The following is a 19,900-nucleotide window of genomic DNA, read 5'->3' as shown; positions in this document are numbered from 1 at the left end:
TCGGTCCCTTCGTCGCACTCGGTTCGGGTCGCAACCCTAGATGGTCAGTTCCGGGTGCAGCCGGGTGATCGTCCACATCCGCTGCCGAGACGCGCTCCAGGCGCTGATCGCGATCGAGCCGACCAGGATGCCTACGAGAACGAGCACGGAAAGCCACAGTCTAGAGTCGATCCCGCCCGTGATGAGCTGCCGCAGCCCGGTGACGACGTAGGAAGCGGGCATCCACGGGTGCAGGATCTGGAAGAACTCCGGCGTGGTCTCGACGGGATAGGTCCCGCCGGAGGAGCTGAGCTGCAGCATGAGCAGCACCAGGCTGATCACGCGGCCTGCCGCCGTGCCGAACAGGATGATGAACATCTGCTGCAGCGCCAGGAACGCGAGCGTTGTGAGGTAGATGAACGCGGACATGCCCAGCCAGTGCGCCGGGGTCAGCCCGATGCCGTAGACGAGCACCAGGACCATGATGATGACCTGGCTCAACCCGATCGCCATGGCCGGCAGGAAACCGGTCATCGTGGCACGCAGGCCCGAGGCGGCGCTGGCGAGCGCGCGGGTCGGCAGGGCACGCAGGATGAGCCAGGTGATGAGTGCACCGACGAAGGTGGCCAGGGCGAGGAAGAAGGGCGCGAAGCCCTCGCCGAAGCTGTCCGAGGCGTTCTCCCACCGTTGATTGAGGTCGACGGGGTTCGCGATCACCGCGGCCTTCTCGGAGATCTGCGCGTCGGTGAGGCTGGGTGCGTCCGCGGCTCCGGTCGCGAGGGCATCGGCCAGGGTGTGGCTGCCGTCGGCGAGTTGCACGGTGCCGGACTGCAGGGCGGTGCCGCCCGCGACGAGCTGGCTGCTGCCGTCGACGAGGGTGCCGGTTCCGGCGGCGAGGCTGTCCGCACCGGTGGCGAGCGTGGCCGACCCGGTCGCGGCGGTGGCCGCGCCGGTGGCCAGCTGGCCTGCTCCGGAGGCGAGGGCCGCCGATCCGGAGGCCACCTGCGCCGATCCGGCTGCCACCTGGGCGGCCCCGGGGGCGCCTGCGGTCAGCGCGTCGGAGAGCGTCCCCATGCCGGTGGCGAAGTTTCCGCTCAGCGTCGCGTATCCCGAAACCTGGGTGGCAGCGCCCTGCGTCTTCGTGTTGAGGGTGTCGGCTCCGGTCGCGAGCTTCGTCACGGTCGGCAGGAACGCGGATGCCGGCGTGCCGGCCGGGGCAGCGGCCATGGCCGCCTCCAGTTTCGCGAGGCCGTCGTCGAGGTCCTTCGTCCCGGTTGCGAGCTGTCCGGTTCCCGTCGCGATCAAGGTCGCCCCCGCGGCGAGCTGGTCTGAGGAGTCCGAGAGGGTGGCTGCCCCCGTGGCCGCCGAGGCGAGTCCATCGGACACCTTCTGGGTCCCCGCGGCGACAGTCGACGCGCCGTCGGAGAGCTTCAGCGAGGAAGAGGAGAGCGTTGCCGCGCCCGAGGACAGCGTGCCTATCCCCGCGGCCAGCGTCGACGATCCGTCGGCCACCTGTGCCGCGCCGTCGTCAAGGGTGGACGCGCCGGCGGAGAGGTCGTTCAGCCCGGCGACGAGAGTGCCTGTGCCGGATTCGGCCGTGCTGAGGCCGTCTGCGAGCGTTCCGGCACCGGCCGCGGCGGTGCGGATGCCGTCACCGGCCTTGTTCACGGCCACGAGCATCGTGTTGACGGTCTGGTCCCCGATGTTCAGGGACACGGCGTCCCGCAGCTGGATCATGGCCTGCTTGCCGAGGGTGGAGGCGAGGAAACTGTTGCTGTCGTTGTAGTCGACGAGCACCTCGGCAGCGGTCGGGGTGTCTGTGCCTGCGGAGATCGCATCCGTGGAGAAGTCTGCGGGGATGGTGACGGAGAAGTAGTAGTCGCCGTCGGTCACCCCGGTGGCGGCGTCGGCCGCGCTGGTTTCGACCCAGCCCAGGTCGTGACCGTCGAGGAGCTTGCCGACGAGGTCGTTGCCCGCGGTCACGTCCGTGCCGTCACGGACGGCGCCCGTGTCGGAGTTGACGAGGGCGACCGGGAGCTTGCTGAGTTCCTTGTCCGGCGCCCAGAAGGCCCACAGGTAGAGGGCGCCGTAGATCAGGGGAATGAACATCAACACGACGAGCGCGATCTTGGGCAGGGTGCCCTTGCCGAATCGGCGCAGTTCGGTGCCCGTGGATAGGAAGGCGAACATCTAGCGAATCTCCTGGTTCATGTACTGGACGGTCGGTTCGAGTCCGAGTTCCGCCCACATTTCGTAGTCCGGTGCGATGGCCGAGGCGATCACGGGAGTGCCGGCTGCGACGATCGCGCCGAGCCGGGCCCAGAGCAGGCGGCGTGCCTCCGGGGAGTGCACCTGCTCGACCTGGTCGAAGAACAGCACGCTGGGCCGACTCATCATGGCCAGCGACGCGCGGAGGAGCACCATCTCGACCTCGTCGAGGTCCCAGATCATCGTGCTCGCGGCCGGAACCGGGATATCGCCGAAGACCGGCGCGCAGACGCGGACGACCTCGGCGTCGTCGACCGCCCGGATGAAGGACCACCAGGGGGCGAGCCAGGCGTGGCGCTCGCGGATGGCCGCCCCGACGGTGACCGACTCTTCGAGGGAGTCGATGCCGTGGAACCCGGACACGCCGGTGCGGCGCTGGACCCGGCGGGCGCGGCGGGGAAGGTCTTCGCCGAGCACCGACAAGGTTCCGGAGGTTGGCCGCATCCGCCCGGCGAGGGTGAGGAGCAGGCTCGTGCGCCCACTGCCGGCCGGGCCGCAGATGACCGTGAGGCCGTCATCGGCGCTGAAGCTGATCGGCCCGTAGACCAGGCCTCGTTTGTAACTGACAGTCAGTTCGTCCGCTACCAGTGTCGCCTGCACGTCGTTCCTTTCGTGGCGGTACTCGTTTTGTACCGACTAGTCAGTATAGATCCGTCGAACGCCCCGCGCAAGCAGGTCCGGCTTCGTCCACCTCGATCACCCGACGACCCCGCGTCTGACCAGAACTGACTAGTCAGTAAAAATCTCGTGCTGGTGAATTAGAGTGGCCTCAGTCCCAGCGCCGCGATGCCTATTCCTTCCCCCCGGAACCCGTGCCGACGTCGTATGGGTTTCCTCTCACCTCCGGAGGCGCTCGCATGCGCGTTAACCTCTCGTCCGTCACCAAGGGCCCGAGAGACTCTGCCCTTCCGTCGACGACCCTGGAATTCAGCAGTGGCGCCGTCGCCTTCGCCCGGGCCGAGACCGAACGCCGTCCCACGGTCCTCGGCCTCATCGCCTCCGGCCGGATGCGCCCGGACAGCGGGACCGTCACGATCGACGGTCACACCGACTACGCCGCACTGCGTCGCCAGATCGCTCTCGTCGACGCCCTCGGCGTCTCGGAGCCCGCCGCGGACGTCATGGTCGAAGACGTCGTCGCCGAAGAGCTCATGTTCGCCGGCCTCCGTCGCAAGTCCACCCAGCACCTGCTCGCCGGGCTCGGCCTCGCCGACCGGGCGCGGAGCGACATGGGCGACCTCGCGCCCGACGACCGCATCCGATTGTTGACCGAACTGGCCGTGCTGCGCGACGGCGTGCTGGGGCTTGTGCTCACCTCTCCCGACCGCCACGGCGGCGATCCGCTCGGCTGGTGGGACATCGCCGGTGGACTGGCGGCGCGTGGCTATGCGGTGCTCGTCATCGCCGGCGACGCCTCGGCGCACGCCATCGCTGACCTCGAGCTCGCCAACCTGGAGCCGGACGGCATGCTGCCCGCCGGACTCACCCGCTTCCCCGTCACCATCCCCGGAGCCGATGTCCTGTGAAAGTTTTCGCCATGATTCGCGCCGAACTGGCGCGACTGACCGCAACCGTGATGTCCCGGGTCGCCCTCGCCGCCCTGCTGCTCGTGCCCGTGCTCTACGGCGGCCTGTACCTGTGGGCCAACCAGGACCCGTATGCGGGTCTCGACCGCGTGCCGGTCGCCCTCGTCGTCGCCGACACGGGGACGGTCATCGACGATGTGAGCCACAACTACGGCGACGACATCGCAACGCAGCTCACCGACGCCGGAGCCTTCCAATGGCACCGTGTCTCCGCGGCCACGGCCGCGGCCGGCGTCGCCGACGCGAGCTATGACTTCAGCGTGACCATTCCGGCCGACTTCTCCGAGGGCATCGCATCCTCGGCCACGTCGACACCGCGGAAGTCGGTGATCACCCTCACCACGAACGACACGAACAGCTATCTCGCTTCGACGATCGGCGGCCAGGCCGCGACGAAGATCCGGGAGGCCATCGTCTCGAAGGTCAATGAGGAAGCGGCCGACCGGCTCCTGATCGGCTTGTCCGACGTGCGCTCGAGCCTCGTCACGGCCGCGGACGGCGCGACCAAGCTGACGGATGGCGCGACGACCGCATCCGACGGGAGCGCAAGCCTCGCAACCGGTGCCGCCCGGCTCTCCAGCGGCGTGGGCGTGCTCGCCTCCGGCCTCGGCCAGCTCGCGACCGGAACGAGCCAGCTCTCGAGCGGGGCAACGAGCCTTGCCACCGGGACTGCGACGCTCGCGACCGGCGCCAGCCAGGTGTCTGCAGGGGCGACGAAGGTCTCCGGCGGCGCTGCAGACCTCGCGGCCGGAACGAAGAAGCTTGCCGACGGGACAGTCCCGCTCTCCACAGGAGCGGCCTCCGTGTCGGCAGGGACCAAGGCGCTGCTTGAGAAGGGCGTGCCTGCCCTTTCCGCGGCTACTGGCGATGCAGTCACGACACTTAACGCGACGACGACGACAGCTCTCGAATCGAGTCTGACCGCTATCAGGACACAGCTGACGTCGGCCAATCTCAGCACCGCCGATGTTGACGCTGCGCTCCTCCAGTTGACAACCGTCACTACCGGTATGAAGACCGCCAGCGCGCAGGCAGCCGGAGTCCAGGCCGGCCTCGACGGCCTCATCACGAAGGACGGAAAGCTCACGGCCCTCAACGCGGGTGCGGGTGGCGTCGCCACCGGCGCGGCAACCGTCGCTGCCGGCGCCGCCGCCGCCGCAACCGGTGCGGCAACCCTCGCCGCCGGCGCCGCGCAGACGGCCGCCGGTGCAAGCAACGTCGCGAGCGGCGCGACCGACGCCGCTACAGGGGCCGCAACGCTTGCGGCCGGGGCCGGAACGGTCAACGACGGTGCAGCATCCGCCGCCACCGGCGCGAGTACCGCGGCGACCGGCGCCGAAAGCATTGCGACCGGCGCGACGAGCCTCAACAGCGGGCTCGTCACCCTGCAGTCCGGCGCGGGCGTACTGCGCGACGGCCTCGCGAACGGGGTGACGAGCATCCCGAATTCGGACGCCCAGACCCGCACCCTGCAGGGCTCGACGATCGCCGACCCGGTGTCGCTCACGACCGCTGCCGTCACCTCCGCCGGGACCTACGGCGCCGGCATGGCCCCGTTCTTCGCAAGCCTCGCCGGCTGGATCGGCATCTACGCGCTGTTCCTGATCGTGAAACCGGTGTCACGCCGGGCGATCACGGCCCTGCACTCCCCGCTCAAGATCACCCTCGCCGGCTGGCTCACCCCCGGCCTCCTCGGCCTCGTGCAGATGGCGGCGCTGTTCGGCATCCTCGCCGGAATCCTGCACTTCGAGGTGCACAACCCGGTCGGCACCTACGGGATGATGGGGCTCGCCGCCCTCGCGTTCGCGGCGATCATCCTCGCGCTCAACGTGTGGCTCGGCAGCGTCGGCCAGTTCGTCGGCCTCGTGCTCATGGTGATCCAGCTCGTCACCGCCGGCGGGACCTTCCCGTGGCAGACCCTGCCGGCGCCGCTCGCCTGGCTGCACCACGTGGTGCCGATGAGTTACGCGGTCGACGGCATCCGCCAGTTGATGTACGGCGGCAACCCGGCCACGGCCTGGGCGGATGCCGGGGTGCTGCTCCTCTGGGTCGTCGGCGGCCTCGTGCTGGCCGCGGTCGGCGTCACCCGGATGACGCACTTCCGCACCCTGCGCGACCTGCGCCCCAGCCTGATCGGCTGACCGGCCGGCTCAGTGGGTCGAGAGGGTCGACCAGCGGAGCAGCGCGGCGGCCCCGCTCCCGCCGGGCAGCTCCCCCGGCGACACCACGACCACGCGCGCGTCGGTGAGCAACGCGGCACGGACGAGCGCGTCTGCGGCAGGCACGGCTCCGAGAACGGCCGCGCCGAGGGCATCCGCTTCCGTCGACGCCACCCAGGGCTCACGGTCGAGCGCGAGCAGGGTCGCCTCGGGCAGCGCTCCCGAAGCGAGCAGCAGCACCTCGACCTGGCCCTGCTGCAGCTCACGCACGACGGCGGCGAAGTCGACCTCGGCGAGGCCTTCGCCGCGCCCGGTGTCGAGACGTTCGAGGGCGTCGTACTCGTCCTGGGCGAGGATCGCGGCAAGGTGCCGGTCGAGGTCGGCTTCGAGCTCATCGGTCGTAGCGCCGCCGGGGCGGGTGTTGGTCGGCACCACGGCGAGGATATCCCTGCTCGCGGGGGCGAGCTGGGCGACCAGCAGCTGCCGCGCGCGCACGTCCCCGGTGAGCATCAGCAGCTCCGCACCGCTCGTGCGCACCATTTCGTCGATCGCGTCGGCGATCTGGCCCTCGTTGCGCTTCCAGATCTCCTCGGTGTCGCGCTGGTACCGCGAGTTGGACAGGAATCCTCCCTGCACCTTGGTGATGTACTCGGTGTCGCCCTCGATCTCCTCCTCGGCGACCGCGCCGGTGCGGCTGAGCCGGAACTGCCGGATCTCGCCGCCGTCGCGCCCGACCTCGGCGATGATGTAGGTCAGGTCGCGCGGACGCTGGATGAGCAGCGGCAGCAGGCACGGCACCGGCCCGTGCGAGACGATCAGCTCGCCGAGCGGTTCACCGGGCAACAGCTCGTCGAGTTCGATGAGGCCGTCCCGCACCACGAGCAGCCGACTCACCTTGCCCGGCCTGCCGGGCGGTTCCTCGATCCGGTCGATCACGACGTCGGCGTCGGCCTCGGGGGCACCGGCATCGGCCAGCGCCTCGCGCACGGAGCGATGACGCAGGCTCGAGGTGCGTCTCGGATCCTCACGATCCTGGGTGACGTCGACGTAAACGGTGGATGCGCTTCCGGGCCGGCGGTAAAGCTCCGCGAGGCCCTCGTTTCCAAAGTCAGCCATTGACCCGGGTCCCTTCTCGCTACCCGGGTTCCCCCACATGCGGGAACCCTGTCTCGTCACGGTAGACCCGCCCCCGTGTACCCACAAGACACCCGGCATCCGCTCGCGAAAGCGGGTGAATCGTCGGTCTGGGCAGGCGTAACCGACGATTCACCCCCTTTCGCGGACGGACTTCGGGGCTAGACGGGGCTTTGCTGGTGCAGGGCCACGCACCAGCCGCCGTTCTGGAACACGTAGGTGGTCGCGGCGGACGTCTCGACGGTTTCGTCGCCGCGGCGGGTGACGAGCCGGTAGACGAGGATGCCCGCGCGATCGTTGATCCGGATCACGGCGGGGTCGTGCAGCTCGTAGCTGTCGAGCGGCGCGAGGGCCTCGAAGAACGCGGCCACCGCGTCCCTGGCGACCACGTTCCCCGGGAGCACCAACAGGGCATCGCGCGTCATTGTGCGCCAGTAGTAGTCCCCGGCGCGGCGGGCAAGGATCGCGTCCCAGCCCTCGTGCTCTTCGTGCAGCAGGCGGGCGGGCAGATCGTCAGTGATCGCAGTCATACTGCAACGCTAGCCCCTATTCGGCACGCTGGGCGCGGCGTCGTCGACTCGTGAGGACGAGCGCGGCACCGAGCAGGAGAGCGAGGAGGGCGAGCAGGGCGAGGAGCTCAACCGGAAGGTCGATTCCGGTGTGCGCGAGGGCCTTCAGAACGGTCGCGGAGTCGCTCGCCTGGGCCGCCGGGGCAGCCGGGTCGGCGTAGAGGCTGTGCGCGGTGACCGTGTTGACCACGGTCGGGAACGCAGTGGCCAGCACTGACACCGTGATCGTGACCGTGCGGGTCGCCCCGACGGCCAGCGCGCCGGCGAAGGTGCACGTGACCAGCGCCGCGTCGGACCCTGCGGCGCAGGTCACGGCGTCGCCGTGGCCGGAGACGTAGCTGAGCCCGGCCGGGAGCACGTCGACCACGGTGAATCCACCCGGGTCTGCCGTGGCTCCGGTGTTCGTGACCGCGACGAGGTAGTCCAGGTTCGATCCGATGATGGCCTGCCCGGTGTGGTGCTTCGTCACAGCGAGACTCACCAGCGGGGCGACGACGAGGGGATCGGTCGCCGAGTTGTTTGCCGGGTCCGGGTCGGGGGTGACCGCGGTGACGGCGGCGGCGTTCGTGACCGTCGGGAACGACCGTGCGTCGACGAGGGCGTTCACGACGAGGGTCGGCGCGTCCGCGCCGGCGGCGACGGGCGTCGCGAGGGCGCACGAGACATCCGTCGAGCCGACGGGGGTCGACGCCGCAGCCGAGCACGACCACGCCGGGTCACTACCCGCGCTGTCGACCCAGGTGAGCCCGACCGGGAGGGTGTCGACCACCCGGACCCCGACGGCGCTGGACGGTCCCGCGTTGGAGACCGTGAGGGTGAAGGGGGTCGGAGCGCCGATCGCGCCTGAGCCGATGTGGGTCTTCACGAGGGACAGGTCGGCGCTGCGGGCGAAGAGCACCCGCACGGGGCTCGGGTTGTTGACGAGCGTGGACTCCGTTGTCGGTGTCGCGGCGATCGCGGGGTTGTCGAGCGTGACGGCACCGAGAGTCGGGTCAGTGCTCACCGTGATCGAGAGCGCGGTCGCCGTGCCGCCGGCGGCGAGGCCGGTGCTCCCGTCACCGAGGGTGCAGGTGACGACCTGCGGGGCGCTGGCGGCAACGGCACTCGCGACACAGGTCCAGCCCACCGTGTTCGAACGGAACCGGAGCCCGGCCGGCAGGGTGTCGGTGATCGTGATCGGACCGATGGCGTCCGAGGTGCCGACGTTACGCAGCGCGAAGTCGAAGACGACGTCAGCGCCCGCGAGGGGGGTCGCCGTCGCGGTCGACTGGTTCAGCTCGAGGTCGGCGATCGCGACAACGGTCACGGGCACGGTGTCGGTGTCGGTGTGGGCGGATGAGCGGCTGTCGGTCCAGCCGACGGTCGCGGTGTTGACCGCGCGGGTGCCGTCAGGCACCGCTGCGGCAACGGATGCCGTGACACTGATCACGGAGTTCGTCACGCCGAGCTGGGCGCGGGTGCAGCTGAGGCTGGCCAGGACGCAGGTCCAGCCGGCACCGCTGATCGCGGTGGCGGTGAAACCGGCCGGCAGAGTGTCGGCGACCGTGAGCGCATCCGCGGTCGACGGACCGGCGTTGGTGACCGTCAGGGCGTAGCCGATGCTGCCACCGGCGGTGACGGTGCGAGCGGACGGCACGATCGTCTTGACGATCGTGACGTCGGCGTGCGTGGTCACGTCGGTCGGGTCGCTCGCGGTGTTGGGGTGCGCGTTCGGCGTTGGCTCGTCGAGAACCCCGGTCACGTCCGCGACGTTGGTGAAGCCGGCGGGCCCGGCGTTCGCCGGGATGCCGACGGTCACGGAGACGACGCCTGCCGTGGCTCCCACGGGAAGGATGCTCGTGCTCGTGCACGTCACATCCTGTCCGACGGGTGCAGCGCAGGTCCAGTCGGCGCCACCGTCCGCGCCCTGGGCGACCAGCCCTGCCGGGATGTGGTCGGTCACGACGGTGCCTGCCGGGGCGTCCGACGGACCGTAGTTGGTCACCGAGAGGGAGTACGTCAGGTCGGTGCCTGCCGTCACGGCGCCGGCGGGGTGGGTCTTGGTGATTCCCAGATCGGCCTTGCCGATCAGTCCCGTGTTGGTGTTGTCGCTCGCGTCGGGGGCGTTGTCTGCTCCTGCGGTCGCGGTGTTGACGACGGAACCGGTGAGGCCGCTCGGCACCGCGACCACGACGTCGACGGTCTGGGTGGCCCCGGCGCCGGGCTTCAGGGTGCCCGTGAGGACGCACCCGATGGTCGAGGGAGTGGTGCTGGTCTCGGTGCAGGTCCAGGCGCCGGGGGTACCGGCCGCGAGCCGCACGAAGGTCAGGCCGTTGGGCAGCGCGTCAGCGATCCGCACGTTACGGGCGTCGGCGCGGCCGGTGTTCGCGACGACGAAGCGGTAGGTCGCATCCGTTCCGGGCACGAGCTGGGCATCCTGCAGGGTCTTCGCGATCGAGAGCGTTGTTGCGCTCCCGACCGGGGTCGTCGGTGCGGAGCTGTTATTGGCCGGGTTCGGGTCGGGCGTCGTCCCGGTGACGGCAACCGTGTTGGTGAGGCTGCCGGTGAAGTCGGAGTCGATCGTGGCGGTCACGGTCAGGCGCGAGGTCGCGGAGAGCGCGAGGCCGCCCGCGGAGACACAGCTCACCGGGGTCGCTGCGGTGGTGCAGGTCCAGCCGGTTCCCGTGACCGAGACGGCGGAGAGGTGCCCGGGCAGGGTGTCGGTCACGGTGATCGGTCCGACAGAGGTCGACGGACCCGCGTTGGTGACGTCGATGGTCCAGGTCGCCGTGTCGCCGGCGGCGAAGACGCCACTGGCGAGCTTCGTGATGCCGAGGTCGGCGCTCGTGGTCACCGTGTTCGTCGCGCTCGCGGTGTTGTTGCCGAGGAGCGGGTCGAAGGTTCGGGCGGAGACGGTGGCGGAGTTGACGACGGCCGTGCCATTCGGCACACCGGATCCGGCGAGCATGGCGACCGTGATCGCCGGGAATGCGGCGTTTGCGGCGAGGGTTTCGTTCGCGTTGACACGTTCACAGCTGAAGGCGCCGGTCACGGCGTTCGGAACCGTGCAGCTCCAGCCGGTGCCGGTCGCCCCCGTGACGGTGATGCCGGTGGGCAAGGGCTGGGTGGGGGTGTCCGTGACCGTGAAGTTGTGTCCGGCGACGGCCCCGACCGCAGTGTCCGGTCCGGTGTTGCTGACGGTGATGCTGAAGGCATCCGGCGTGCTGCGCCCGGCGACGAGGGCCGAGCCGGCCGTCTTGGCCAGGGTGACGTCGGCCGCATCGATGTGCGCGTCAGCGGTCACCGGGCTCGCCGCGTACGGGGCGGGGCCGGCGTGACCGGTCGCACCGGTGGCATCCGTCGCGGAGGCCGAGAGGGTGTTGGTGTGGCGGATGCCCGCCCCGGCTCCCGGAGTGACGGTTGCCGCAGCGGTCGGCTGCGCGCTGTAGCGGATGCTGATGACGGTTCCGGGGGCCACGGCCGTGAACGCGGGCCAGGCCAGGGTCTGCACTCCGCTCGCGGTGGTCACCGTCGGGTCGCCGAGGGGCCCGGCCGCGCCGCTCCCGATCGAGACCGTGCCTGAACCGGCGAGGTACACCCAGTTCGCGGGAAGGACATCCGTCGGGGTGACGGTCGCCGCGGTGCCCGCTCCGGTGTTCGTGAGCGTCAGCGTCCAGCCGAACGGGGTGTTCACGTATGCGGTCGCACCGTTGGTCGCGGTCTTGGCGAGGTCAATGTGCGGGAAGCGCGGGGTGACCGCCGCCGTCGCCGTCGGCGGGTTGGCCGTGTAGACCCGGCCGCCAGCCGCCAGGGAGGCGTAGCTCGTCACGCTCACGCTGTTCACGATCGCGCTGCCGGTGAGGCTCGGTGACGCGGCCAGCCTGGCGTCGAAGGTCAGGGTGACGGACGCGTTCTTGGCGATGGTCGGCATCGTCCAGGTGATGGTCGTGCCGGAGAGCACACCATTGCCGGAGATATTCGTCACGCTCGCAGGGTCGATCCCGGCGGGAAGGGTGTCGACGATGGTCACGGCGAACGCGTCGGACGTCGTTGCTGTGTTCGCGTTGGTCGCGGTGACGGTGTACGTGAAGGCCTGGCCGGGTTCCGGAGTGGCGTTGGAGACGGTCTTGGCGATTCTGAGCACCGGTTCGAGCACGGTGACGCCCGCGGATCCGGCCGGGCCGGTGCGGTCGAAGCCCGCTGCGGCATTGGACGGATCGGACTTGGCCGTGTCGTTCCAGCGCGGAGCGGCCGTGTTGGTCAGCAACGTTCCCGCGGTGTTGGCGGGCGCCGTGGTGACGGTGCCGGTGACCGAGACGGTGACGGTGCGGTCCTCGGTCGCAGCGACGACGTCCCCGAGGAGCCACCCGATCTTCTGGCCGGACGGGGCGAGGGTGAAACCGGGGCCCTTGGGCAGCGTGGCGATGCAGTCGACGGCGGTGGCGGTGCGGCAGGTGACCGTGGCGGAGCCTGCGTTCGCGGTCACGCCGGCTGGCAGGGTGTCGATGATGGATGCGTTGTAGAAGTTGACGTTCTTGGGCAGGGTGACGGTGATCGTGTATGCGACCGCGCCGCCGACCGCAACGGCATTCGGGGTGGCCGTCTTGACCGTCGTGGCGCCTTCGACCGTGACGACGGCCGACGCGGCGGCAGAGACGACGCGCTCGACGAGGGCGTTGTTCGCCCCGTTGCTGCTCAGGGTCGAGCCGGTAACGCTCGCCGTGTTGGTGTACGTGACGAGCCCGGCGGAGTTGGGTGCGACCCGTGCCGAATAGGTGAGCACGGTGGTGGCGGGGGCCAGGAGTGCACCGGTGCCGGGGAGCACCCAGCCGAGCCTGGTGGTTCCGGTGGCGCACCCGTTGGTGCCGTCCCCGGGCACGCTCGTCGTCGTCGGCGAAGCGGCAGGGGAGAGGAAGGCCGTCAGGGTCAGTCCCGCGGGCAGGCAGTCGACGACGACGGAGTCGTAGGCTGCGGGGCGGCCGGCGGTGTTGCCGGCCGTGAGAGTGAAGGTCACGATGTCATTGCCCTGGGCGGTGGGCTTGTCGACGATCTTGGCGAGGGTCGGCAGTGGAGTCACGACCGTGATGGCCTTGGCCGCCGTGCGCGGGGTCACCGCGGTCCCGCCGAGGGTGGCGTTGCTCGCGAAGGTCGCGGTGTTGGTGAGCGTTCCGGAGGCCAGACCGACGCCGACGAGCACGCCGGGCAGCGTCACCGTGAAGACCTGGTCCACGGCGGTGGTGTTGTCGAAGGTTGCAGGGAAGGTCAGGGCGCCGTTCGTCGGGTCGAATGAGCCGCCGGCCGGCACGCTCGACACTGTCGCGACGGTTCCGACCGGAATGGTCAGTCCGGCCGGGAGCGCGTCGGAGAGCTTTCCGTTGTACACGGTCGTATGAGCAGGCACCGTGACGGAGAAGGTGTAGTCGACGAGCTCCCCCGCGACGGCCTGGTTGGCGGTGTTGCCGGTCGCCACGATCCGGGACACGCCGGTCTTGGCCACGGCGGCGTCGGCGAGGCGGATCTGCGCGGTGCTGTTGGCCGGGAGCGCATTCCCGTCGGTGTCATGGGCAGGGTTCAACGAGCCCTTCGGGAAGTAGACCGTGTCGCCGCCCGCGGTGTTCGGCGAGGTGAAGGCGACAACGGATGCCGTATTCGGGAACACCGTCGACACGCTCACGCCGGTGGGAACCGTCACCGCATAGCTGAGCCGGGTAGCTGCCGCTCCTGGGGCGAGTGGACCCGGAACGGTCCAGACGATGACGCTGCGAGCGTTGGCCGGCACGGCATTTGTGGTCGGGTAGCCGGAATCACCGGGATTCAGACAGCTGCCGGCGGGTGTGATCGACGCGACGATCCACGTGGTGCAGGTGTAGCCGGCGGGGAGGGCGTCCCAGACCTGTACGGCAGCGACCGGCACATCGGTGCCTGCGGCGGCCGTTCCGGTGCTCGCGACGTCGAGGGCGTACGTCACGACGTCGCCCTCTTTGACCTTGACGTCTGTTGCCGGCGCGGCCGGGGCTGCACCGTTGACGGCGGAGATCTTCTTGGCGAGGGAGACGGTGGGGGCAGGGGCGATCGCGTAGTCGACCTGGTCACGGAGTGCGAGCACGGCCCCTGCCGTGGATTCCTGGCGGTACTTCATCAGGTTCGCGGTGATGTCGACGACGGCGGTCGGCGACGTCGACGTGACGATGGCGCTCACGAAGAGGGTCAGGGTTGCGCCCTTGGCGACGTAGAGGTCGGTCGATCCGTTGTCCGGCGTGCCGAGGTTCCAGGCGGCGGGCAGGGTGCCTGCCGGGGTTGCCGACTCTGTGCCGGTTGCGGGGTTCACGGCGACGGTGCTTCCTGACGCGGGCGCGAAGCCGTCGAAGCTCGTTCCGACCGGGGTGAAGTCGGTGATGCGGGCGTTGCGGGTGCGGGTTGAGCTTGCGAACGCCACGGTCAGCTGGAAGCAGACCTTGTCGCCGAGGTGGTAGGTCGGCACCTGGGTGTCTGTGTAGTTGGGCGCGTTGACCGCGGCGGCGCAGTCAACGGCGGTGCCACCGGCGGCCGGGCGGGGAAGCACCTTCTTGGTGATGGTCGGGCTGGATGACGCGAGGCCGGCCGACGAGTCGTCTGTGACCGGCGTGCTGCCGAGGCCGGCGGTGACGTCGGTTGTCGTGCCGGTGATCCCGACGGTGTTGAGGAAGCTGTCTCCCGCGACGGTCGGCCCGCTTTGGCTGTCTCCGGCGTAGGTCGAAGACATCAGGGCGTCGTAGCCGATCGTGCGACTCGTGTTCACCGGGAGGCTCGTCGGGTTCGGCGTGAGCACGACCGTGAAACTGCCGTCGGCGTTGGCGACGACGCTGTTGACGGTGGCGCCCGTCACCGTGCCGCCTCCGGTGCAGCCGGCCGGAAGCTGACCGGCCCGCGGACCGGTCACCACGACGGAAGCGGGCATGATCGGGCAGAGCCCGTTGGGAACGACGTCGGTGATCGTCATCGCGGAATCGGTGGTGTACTCACTCGATCGAAGCAGCAGGGTGAAGTGCGCGATGCCGTCGGCCACGAAGTCCGAGGAGTCCACGGATTTGACGATCGACAGGTCCATGGCTTTGACGGTCACGGAGTCGCTCGAGGTTGCGGCAGCATCCGCGGGAGTGGCGACGGGGCCGGTGTATGTGCCGGTGGCGACTGCGGTGTTCGTGAGGCCCTGGCCGGCGGCGGCTGGCGCCTCCTGGCGAGTCGATGCCCCGGTGTTGTTGTCCAGGTTGGCCGCCTGCAGGCGCGCGGCGGCGTTGGGCACCTGGCCGGCGGGCCACATCGTGTTGGCCTTCAGCGGGATCGCGGCCGAATAGGTGATGGTGCGGGTGGACCCGGCCGTGAGGGTGCCGAGGTTCCAGGTGACCTTCGTGAAGACCTGGCCGAGGAAGCCTGCTCGGTCGTTGACCGTTTCGACGAGCGCGGGAGTCGCGCAGGAGGGACCGCCGGTGGAGGAGCCGAGCGGGCCGCTGCCCGGGTACTCCTCTGTGCCTGCCGCACTGTTGTCGACACTGCCGCAACCGAGGAATTCGAGGCCGGCCGGGAGGTAGTCGACGAGCACGACGCCGGTCGTGGCGGCGACCCCGGTGTTCTTGGTGGTGATTGTGTAGACGGTGGCCTGGTCCTGTGCGCCGCGCATGAGTTCATGCTCGGGGCTCGGTTCGGTCTTGGTGACCTTGAGGGCGGCGACCTTCGTGGAAACGGGAGTGACGGCATCCGTGAATGCGAAGCTGCCTGCGACGACGACGCCGGTTGTCGGCGTGAACTTGGCGAGCAGTCGAGGGTCGGTCTGACCGTAGACGGCGGCATTGCCGGGGATGGGAGATCCGACCAGGAAGACGGAGGGGTCTGGCGTGATCCCGAAGGTGAGGCCGGTGGTGCTTCCGTGCACGAGGTCGGCGATGTTCGGCCAGATCAGCACCTGGTGGGTGACCGCCGGCGGCCCCACGACGTCGGTGATCGTCACGATCGTCGGGTCAGGGAGGGCCGGGCCGCTTGCCCCCGCCGTACTGCCGGGGACGTAGCTCGCGCCGGCGGGCAGCTGGTACCGGAATGCGAGGTTGTAGTAGTCCGTTGTGCCGCCGGCAGGAGCCGTCGCGGTGAGGCTCACGGTCGCGTTTTCGCCCGCGAGGATGGTCGGCGTGCTGCTGGCCGTGAGGGTGACGATCCCGGCAGCGGTCGCCGGGGCGACAATGGCGCCGACGGTCAGGCCGACGGCGACGAGCAGGCCGGCCAGGACGCTGGCCGTGATCCGCATGTGCGCCCGGGCCGGGGCGAGGAAACCGTGGTCGAAGAGGATCTGACGCTTTTTGTGGCGCGGCACGATGGCAGGGCGGAAAAGCGGCATGACGGGTACTCCAGGGTAAGCAATGCGAGCAGCGATGTTTCGGCGTACGCGGGGCATTTCGGGTGCCCGGGTACGCAGAAGCGTCCCTGTTGAGTACGTTTCCTAGAAGCTACCGGTTGCGCATCGCGCCGGTCAATCCCTCGGACGACCCCAGTGCGCGGCGGAGCCCACCCCAGAACGGGGCGGCACCGGTTCCGGCTCCGGCTCCGGCTCCGGCTCCGTGAGCGGGCTACTTGAAGCGGTGCTGAAGCACCCAGTCGTGCATTGCGACGGCGGCGGCAGCAGAGGCGTTGATCGAGCGCGTCGATCCGAACTGGCTGATCTCGAGCACGGCATCCGCCGCGGCGATCGCCTCGTCGGAGAGGCCGGGGCCTTCCTGGCCGAACAGGAGCACGCAGCGCTCCGGGATCGCGAAGGTTTCGATCAGCACGCTGCCGGGCACGTTGTCGATCGCGATGATCGGCAGGCCTTCGTTCGCCGCCCAGAGCACGAACGTGGCGACATCCGCGTGATGCAGCACGTGCTGGTACCGGTCGGTGACCATGGCACCGCGCTTGTTCCAGCGCTTGCGCCCGATAATGTGCACGGTGTCCGCGCCGAAGGCGTTGGCGCTGCGCACGATCGAGCCGATGTTCATGTCGTGCTGCCAGTTCTCGATCGCGACGTGGAAGGGGTGGCGCTTCTCATCGAGATCGGCGACGATCGCGGCCATCGACCAGTACCGGTACCGGTCGATCACGTTGCGGGTGTCACCGTGCTCGAGGAGCTCGGGGTCGTAGAACGCCTCCTCCGGCAACTCGCCCTGCCACGGCCCGACCCCGTTCGTCGACAGCTCCACGGTCGGTGCGGCGGTCGGTACGGAAGCGGGGAGCAGCGGTTCAGTCACCGCTCCACCGTATCCCGCGCAGCGCCTGCCCCCGCCTCGCGCGCGTGCTCGTGCCCAGGGCAGGGCGAGCGCGCGTATAATTTCGGTATGCCTAAAAATGCTGGCGGCACGGTAGCGGATGCGGCGCGGACGCCGGCAGCACCCGCCCGGCTGGCGATGTTGCTCGGTCCCGCCATGGTCGCCGGCGTTGCCTACCTGGATCCGGGCAACGTGGCGAGCAATATGACCGCGGGCGCCCGGTTCGGGTACCTGCTGGTCTGGGTGGTGCTCTCGGGCAACCTGATGGCGTGGCTGATCCAGTACCTCTCCGCGAAGCTCGGGATCGTGACCGGGCAGAGCCTGCCGGAGATCCTCGGCAGCCGGTTCAAGCATCCGTTTCTGCGGCGGTTGTACTGGCTGCAGGCGGAGCTCGTCGCGATGGCGACCGACCTCGCGGAGATCATCGGCGGTGCGGTTGCGCTCTACCTGCTGTTCGGGCTGCCGCTGCTGCTCGGTGGCGTGATCACGGGCACGGTCTCGATGCTCGTGCTGACCGCGCAGGCCCGGCGTGGGGCACAGAGCTTCGAGCGGGTCATCGTCGCAATGCTGTGCGTGATCACGATCGGGTTCACCGCCGGGGTGTTCTTCGCCCCGCCGGACCCTGCGAGCGTGCTCGCCGGCCTCGTGCCGCGGTTCGAGGGCAGCAACTCGGTGCTGCTCGCGGCGTCGATCCTCGGTGCGACGATCATGCCGCACGCGATCTACGCGCACTCCGCCCTCGCCCGCGACCGGTTTCCCGGTGCCCACGACCGGCCGACCACGCACCGCCTGCTCTGGGCCACCCGCTGGGATGTGACCCTCGCGATGATCCTCGCCGGCACCGTCAACGTGGCCCTGCTCGTCGTCGCCGCCTCTGCGCTGCAGGGCATTCCGGGAACCGACTCGCTTCCGGGCGCGTATGACGCCCTGAAGTCGAGCCTCGGGCCGATCGTCGCGACGGTGTTCGCGATCGGCCTGCTCGCATCCGGGCTCGCCTCGACCTCCGTCGGCGCGTACGCCGGTGCCGAGATCATGCACGGGCTGCTGCAGCTGCGATTGCCGCTGCTCGTCCGTCGCCTCGTCACGCTGATCCCGGCGCTCATCATCCTCGGCCTCGGCCTCAACCCGACCGAGGCCCTCGTGCTGAGCCAGGTCGCGCTCTCCTTCGGGATCCCGTTCGCGCTGATCCCGCTGGTTTGGCTGACCTCGCGGCGGAGCCTGCTCGGCGAATACACCAACCGCTGGTTCACGACGCTGGCCGGGATCATCACCGCCATCCTGCTGGTCACGCTCAACGTCGTCCTGCTCGTGCTGATCTTCACCGGAGCATAGGGAGCGGCTCATGAAACACAACGGCACGAGCACCCCGGCGTCTGAGGACTACCTCAAGACCATCTATGCGCACACCGAGTGGCAGCCGGAACCGATCACCCCGTCGGCTCTTGCAGCCCGGCTCGGGATCGCTCCCTCCTCGGTCACGGAGATGGTGAAGAAGCTCGCGGCCGCCGGCCTCATCACGCACGTGCCGTACGGGCCTCTCTCCCTCACCCCCGTCGGGCTGCTGCGCGCGAGCGCGGTCGTGCGACGGCACCGCCTCATCGAGACCTGGCTCGTGCGCGAGATGGGCTACGACTGGGATGAGGTGCACGACGAGGCCGAGATCCTCGAACACTCCCTCTCGGACCGGCTGCTCGACGCCATCGACGAACGCCTCGGCCGGCCGGCGGTCGACCCGCATGGCGACGCGATCCCCGCGGCTGACGGCTCCGTCACCGCGCGCGCCGGGCTCGTCGCGGCCGAAGCCGGCCCCGGCCTCGTCGGCGTCGTCCTGCGGATCAGCGACCGGGATCCCGTCGTGCTCCGAGGCCTCGCACGCGACGGCATCGGGCCGGGAACCGTGCTCGCGCTGCTGGGACCGGGCGTCGTGCGACTGCTGAACGGCAGCATCCGCCACCTGACCGATGCGGAGGCCGCGTCGATCTGGCTCGATGCGGAGCCCACCGACGAGCCCCGCGCGGAATCGAAGCGATGACACCGACCAAACCCCGGAACGCTACTCTGGAGGGGAACCCGAGGAGCGCCGAATGACACGCCGTGACGAGATCGAATGCTGGCTCACCGACATGGACGGGGTGCTGGTCCACGAGAACAGCCCGCTGCCCGGGGCCGCCGAGCTTCTGCAGCAATGGAGCGACGCGGGAACGCCGTTCCTCGTGCTGACCAACAACTCCATCTTCACGCCGCGTGACCTGAGCGCCCGGCTGCGCGCCTCAGGACTCAACGTGCCAGAGGAGCGCATCTGGACCTCGGCCCTCGCGACCGCCGACTTCCTGAAGAGCCAGATGCCCGGCGGAACGGCCTTCGTGATCGGAGAGGTCGGCCTGACGACGGCCCTGCACGAGGCCGGGTTCATCATGACGGAGACGAACCCCGACTACGTCGTCGTGGGCGAGACCCGCAACTACTCCTTCGAGGCCATCACCAAGGCCATCCGCCTGCTGCTCGCCGGTGCGCGCTTCATCGCGACGAACCCGGATGCGACGGGGCCGAGCGCGGACGGTCCGATGCCCGCGACGGGCGCCATCGCCGCTCTCATCTCGAAGGCGACCGGCATGGAGCCGTACGTCGTCGGCAAGCCGAACCCGATGATGTTCCGCTCGGCGATGAACAAGATCGGCGCGCACTCGGAAAACACCGCGATGATCGGCGACCGGATGGACACCGACATCGTCGCCGGCATCGAGGCCGGCTTGTACACGCTGCTCGTGATGACCGGGATCAGCGACGAGGCCGAGGTCAGCCGTTACCCGTTCCGCCCGGACGAGATCATCTCCGGCGTCGACAAGCTCGTGTCCCTCGAACCCGTCGAGTCCGACGAGATCTAGCCCACCCGCGTCACCCCGCGTCGCCCATCCGGTTGGCGCGTTCCGAATTCAGGAGTTGAGCGCGTCCCCACC

The 19,900-nt window shown here is 69.7% G+C and carries 11 protein-coding genes; 5 read left to right on the top strand and 6 right to left on the bottom strand.

What is annotated here, in order from left to right:
- Positions 1-36: 36 nt before the first annotated feature.
- The gene (locus E3O46_RS14545) at positions 37-2,169 is read right to left on the bottom strand and encodes a YhgE/Pip family protein (RefSeq protein WP_134561956.1); all 2,133 of its coding nucleotides are present in this window, start codon (positions 2,167-2,169) and stop codon (positions 37-39) included.
- Positions 2,170-2,847 (bottom strand): ATP-binding cassette domain-containing protein, encoded by a 678-nt coding sequence (locus tag E3O46_RS14540; RefSeq protein ID WP_134561955.1) that lies wholly within the window; start codon positions 2,845-2,847, stop codon positions 2,170-2,172.
- A gap of 257 nt (positions 2,848-3,104) precedes the next feature.
- Here E3O46_RS14540 and E3O46_RS14535 point away from each other — a divergent pair, with 257 nt between their 5' ends.
- Positions 3,105-3,773 (top strand): P-loop NTPase family protein, encoded by a 669-nt coding sequence (locus E3O46_RS14535; RefSeq protein ID WP_174775135.1) that lies wholly within the window; start codon positions 3,105-3,107, stop codon positions 3,771-3,773.
- Positions 3,774-3,784: 11 nt separating this feature from the next.
- On the top strand, positions 3,785-5,974 hold the full coding sequence (locus E3O46_RS14530; protein ID WP_241987435.1) for a YhgE/Pip domain-containing protein: 2,190 nt from the start codon (positions 3,785-3,787) through the stop codon (positions 5,972-5,974).
- Positions 5,975-5,983: 9 nt separating this feature from the next.
- Here the strand turns inward: E3O46_RS14530 and E3O46_RS14525 are convergent, their stop codons facing one another.
- The 4 genes from E3O46_RS14525 to E3O46_RS14510 form a co-directional block, all read right to left on the bottom strand.
- Positions 5,984-7,108 (bottom strand): baeRF2 domain-containing protein, encoded by a 1,125-nt coding sequence (locus E3O46_RS14525; protein ID WP_134561953.1) that lies wholly within the window; start codon positions 7,106-7,108, stop codon positions 5,984-5,986.
- Between the two features lie 179 nt (positions 7,109-7,287).
- Positions 7,288-7,656, bottom strand: coding sequence for a DUF4440 domain-containing protein (locus E3O46_RS14520; protein ID WP_134559075.1), 369 nt, complete (start codon positions 7,654-7,656; stop codon positions 7,288-7,290).
- A gap of 16 nt (positions 7,657-7,672) precedes the next feature.
- Complete coding sequence (locus E3O46_RS14515; protein ID WP_166791087.1) at positions 7,673-16,039, bottom strand: beta strand repeat-containing protein; 8,367 nt, start codon at positions 16,037-16,039, stop codon at positions 7,673-7,675.
- Positions 16,040-16,268: 229 nt separating this feature from the next.
- Positions 16,269-16,925 carry a TrmH family RNA methyltransferase gene (locus E3O46_RS14510; protein WP_416172965.1) on the bottom strand — a complete coding sequence of 219 codons (657 nt, stop codon included), beginning with the start codon at positions 16,923-16,925 and terminating at the stop codon, positions 16,269-16,271.
- A gap of 87 nt (positions 16,926-17,012) precedes the next feature.
- Here E3O46_RS14510 and E3O46_RS14505 point away from each other — a divergent pair, with 87 nt between their 5' ends.
- Genes E3O46_RS14505 through E3O46_RS14495 form a run of 3 tightly spaced genes read left to right on the top strand, consistent with a single transcriptional unit; the run spans position 17,013 to position 19,828 of the window.
- Complete coding sequence (locus E3O46_RS14505) at positions 17,013-18,275, top strand: Nramp family divalent metal transporter (RefSeq protein WP_134446207.1); 1,263 nt, start codon at positions 17,013-17,015, stop codon at positions 18,273-18,275.
- 10 nt (positions 18,276-18,285) lie between these two features.
- Entirely contained in the window at positions 18,286-18,975 is a 690-nt protein-coding gene (locus E3O46_RS14500) for a metal-dependent transcriptional regulator (protein ID WP_134561951.1), read from the top strand.
- 52 nt (positions 18,976-19,027) lie between these two features.
- Complete coding sequence (locus E3O46_RS14495) at positions 19,028-19,828, top strand: HAD-IIA family hydrolase (protein WP_134446205.1); 801 nt, start codon at positions 19,028-19,030, stop codon at positions 19,826-19,828.
- Positions 19,829-19,900: the final 72 nt, after the last annotated feature.

Source organism: Cryobacterium glucosi (assembly GCF_004402235.1).
Lineage (GTDB): Bacteria > Actinomycetota > Actinomycetes > Actinomycetales > Microbacteriaceae > Cryobacterium > Cryobacterium glucosi.
The sequence above is the reverse complement of the archived record's forward strand: the minus strand, read 5'-3'. Positions and strand labels throughout refer to the sequence as shown.

Coding starts and splice junctions, on each gene's coding strand:
- E3O46_RS14545 (WP_134561956.1), bottom strand. CDS start 2,169: ATGTTCGCCTTCCTATCCACGGGCACCGAACTGCGCCGATTCGGCAAG.
- E3O46_RS14535 (WP_174775135.1), top strand. CDS start 3,105: ATGCGCGTTAACCTCTCGTCCGTCACCAAGGGCCCGAGAGACTCTGCC.
- E3O46_RS14530 (WP_241987435.1), top strand. CDS start 3,785: ATGATTCGCGCCGAACTGGCGCGACTGACCGCAACCGTGATGTCCCGG.
- E3O46_RS14525 (WP_134561953.1), bottom strand. CDS start 7,108: ATGGCTGACTTTGGAAACGAGGGCCTCGCGGAGCTTTACCGCCGGCCC.
- E3O46_RS14520 (WP_134559075.1), bottom strand. CDS start 7,656: ATGACTGCGATCACTGACGATCTGCCCGCCCGCCTGCTGCACGAAGAG.
- E3O46_RS14515 (WP_166791087.1), bottom strand. CDS start 16,039: ATGCCGCTTTTCCGCCCTGCCATCGTGCCGCGCCACAAAAAGCGTCAG.
- E3O46_RS14505 (WP_134446207.1), top strand. CDS start 17,013: ATGCCTAAAAATGCTGGCGGCACGGTAGCGGATGCGGCGCGGACGCCG.
- E3O46_RS14500 (WP_134561951.1), top strand. CDS start 18,286: ATGAAACACAACGGCACGAGCACCCCGGCGTCTGAGGACTACCTCAAG.
- E3O46_RS14495 (WP_134446205.1), top strand. CDS start 19,028: ATGACACGCCGTGACGAGATCGAATGCTGGCTCACCGACATGGACGGG.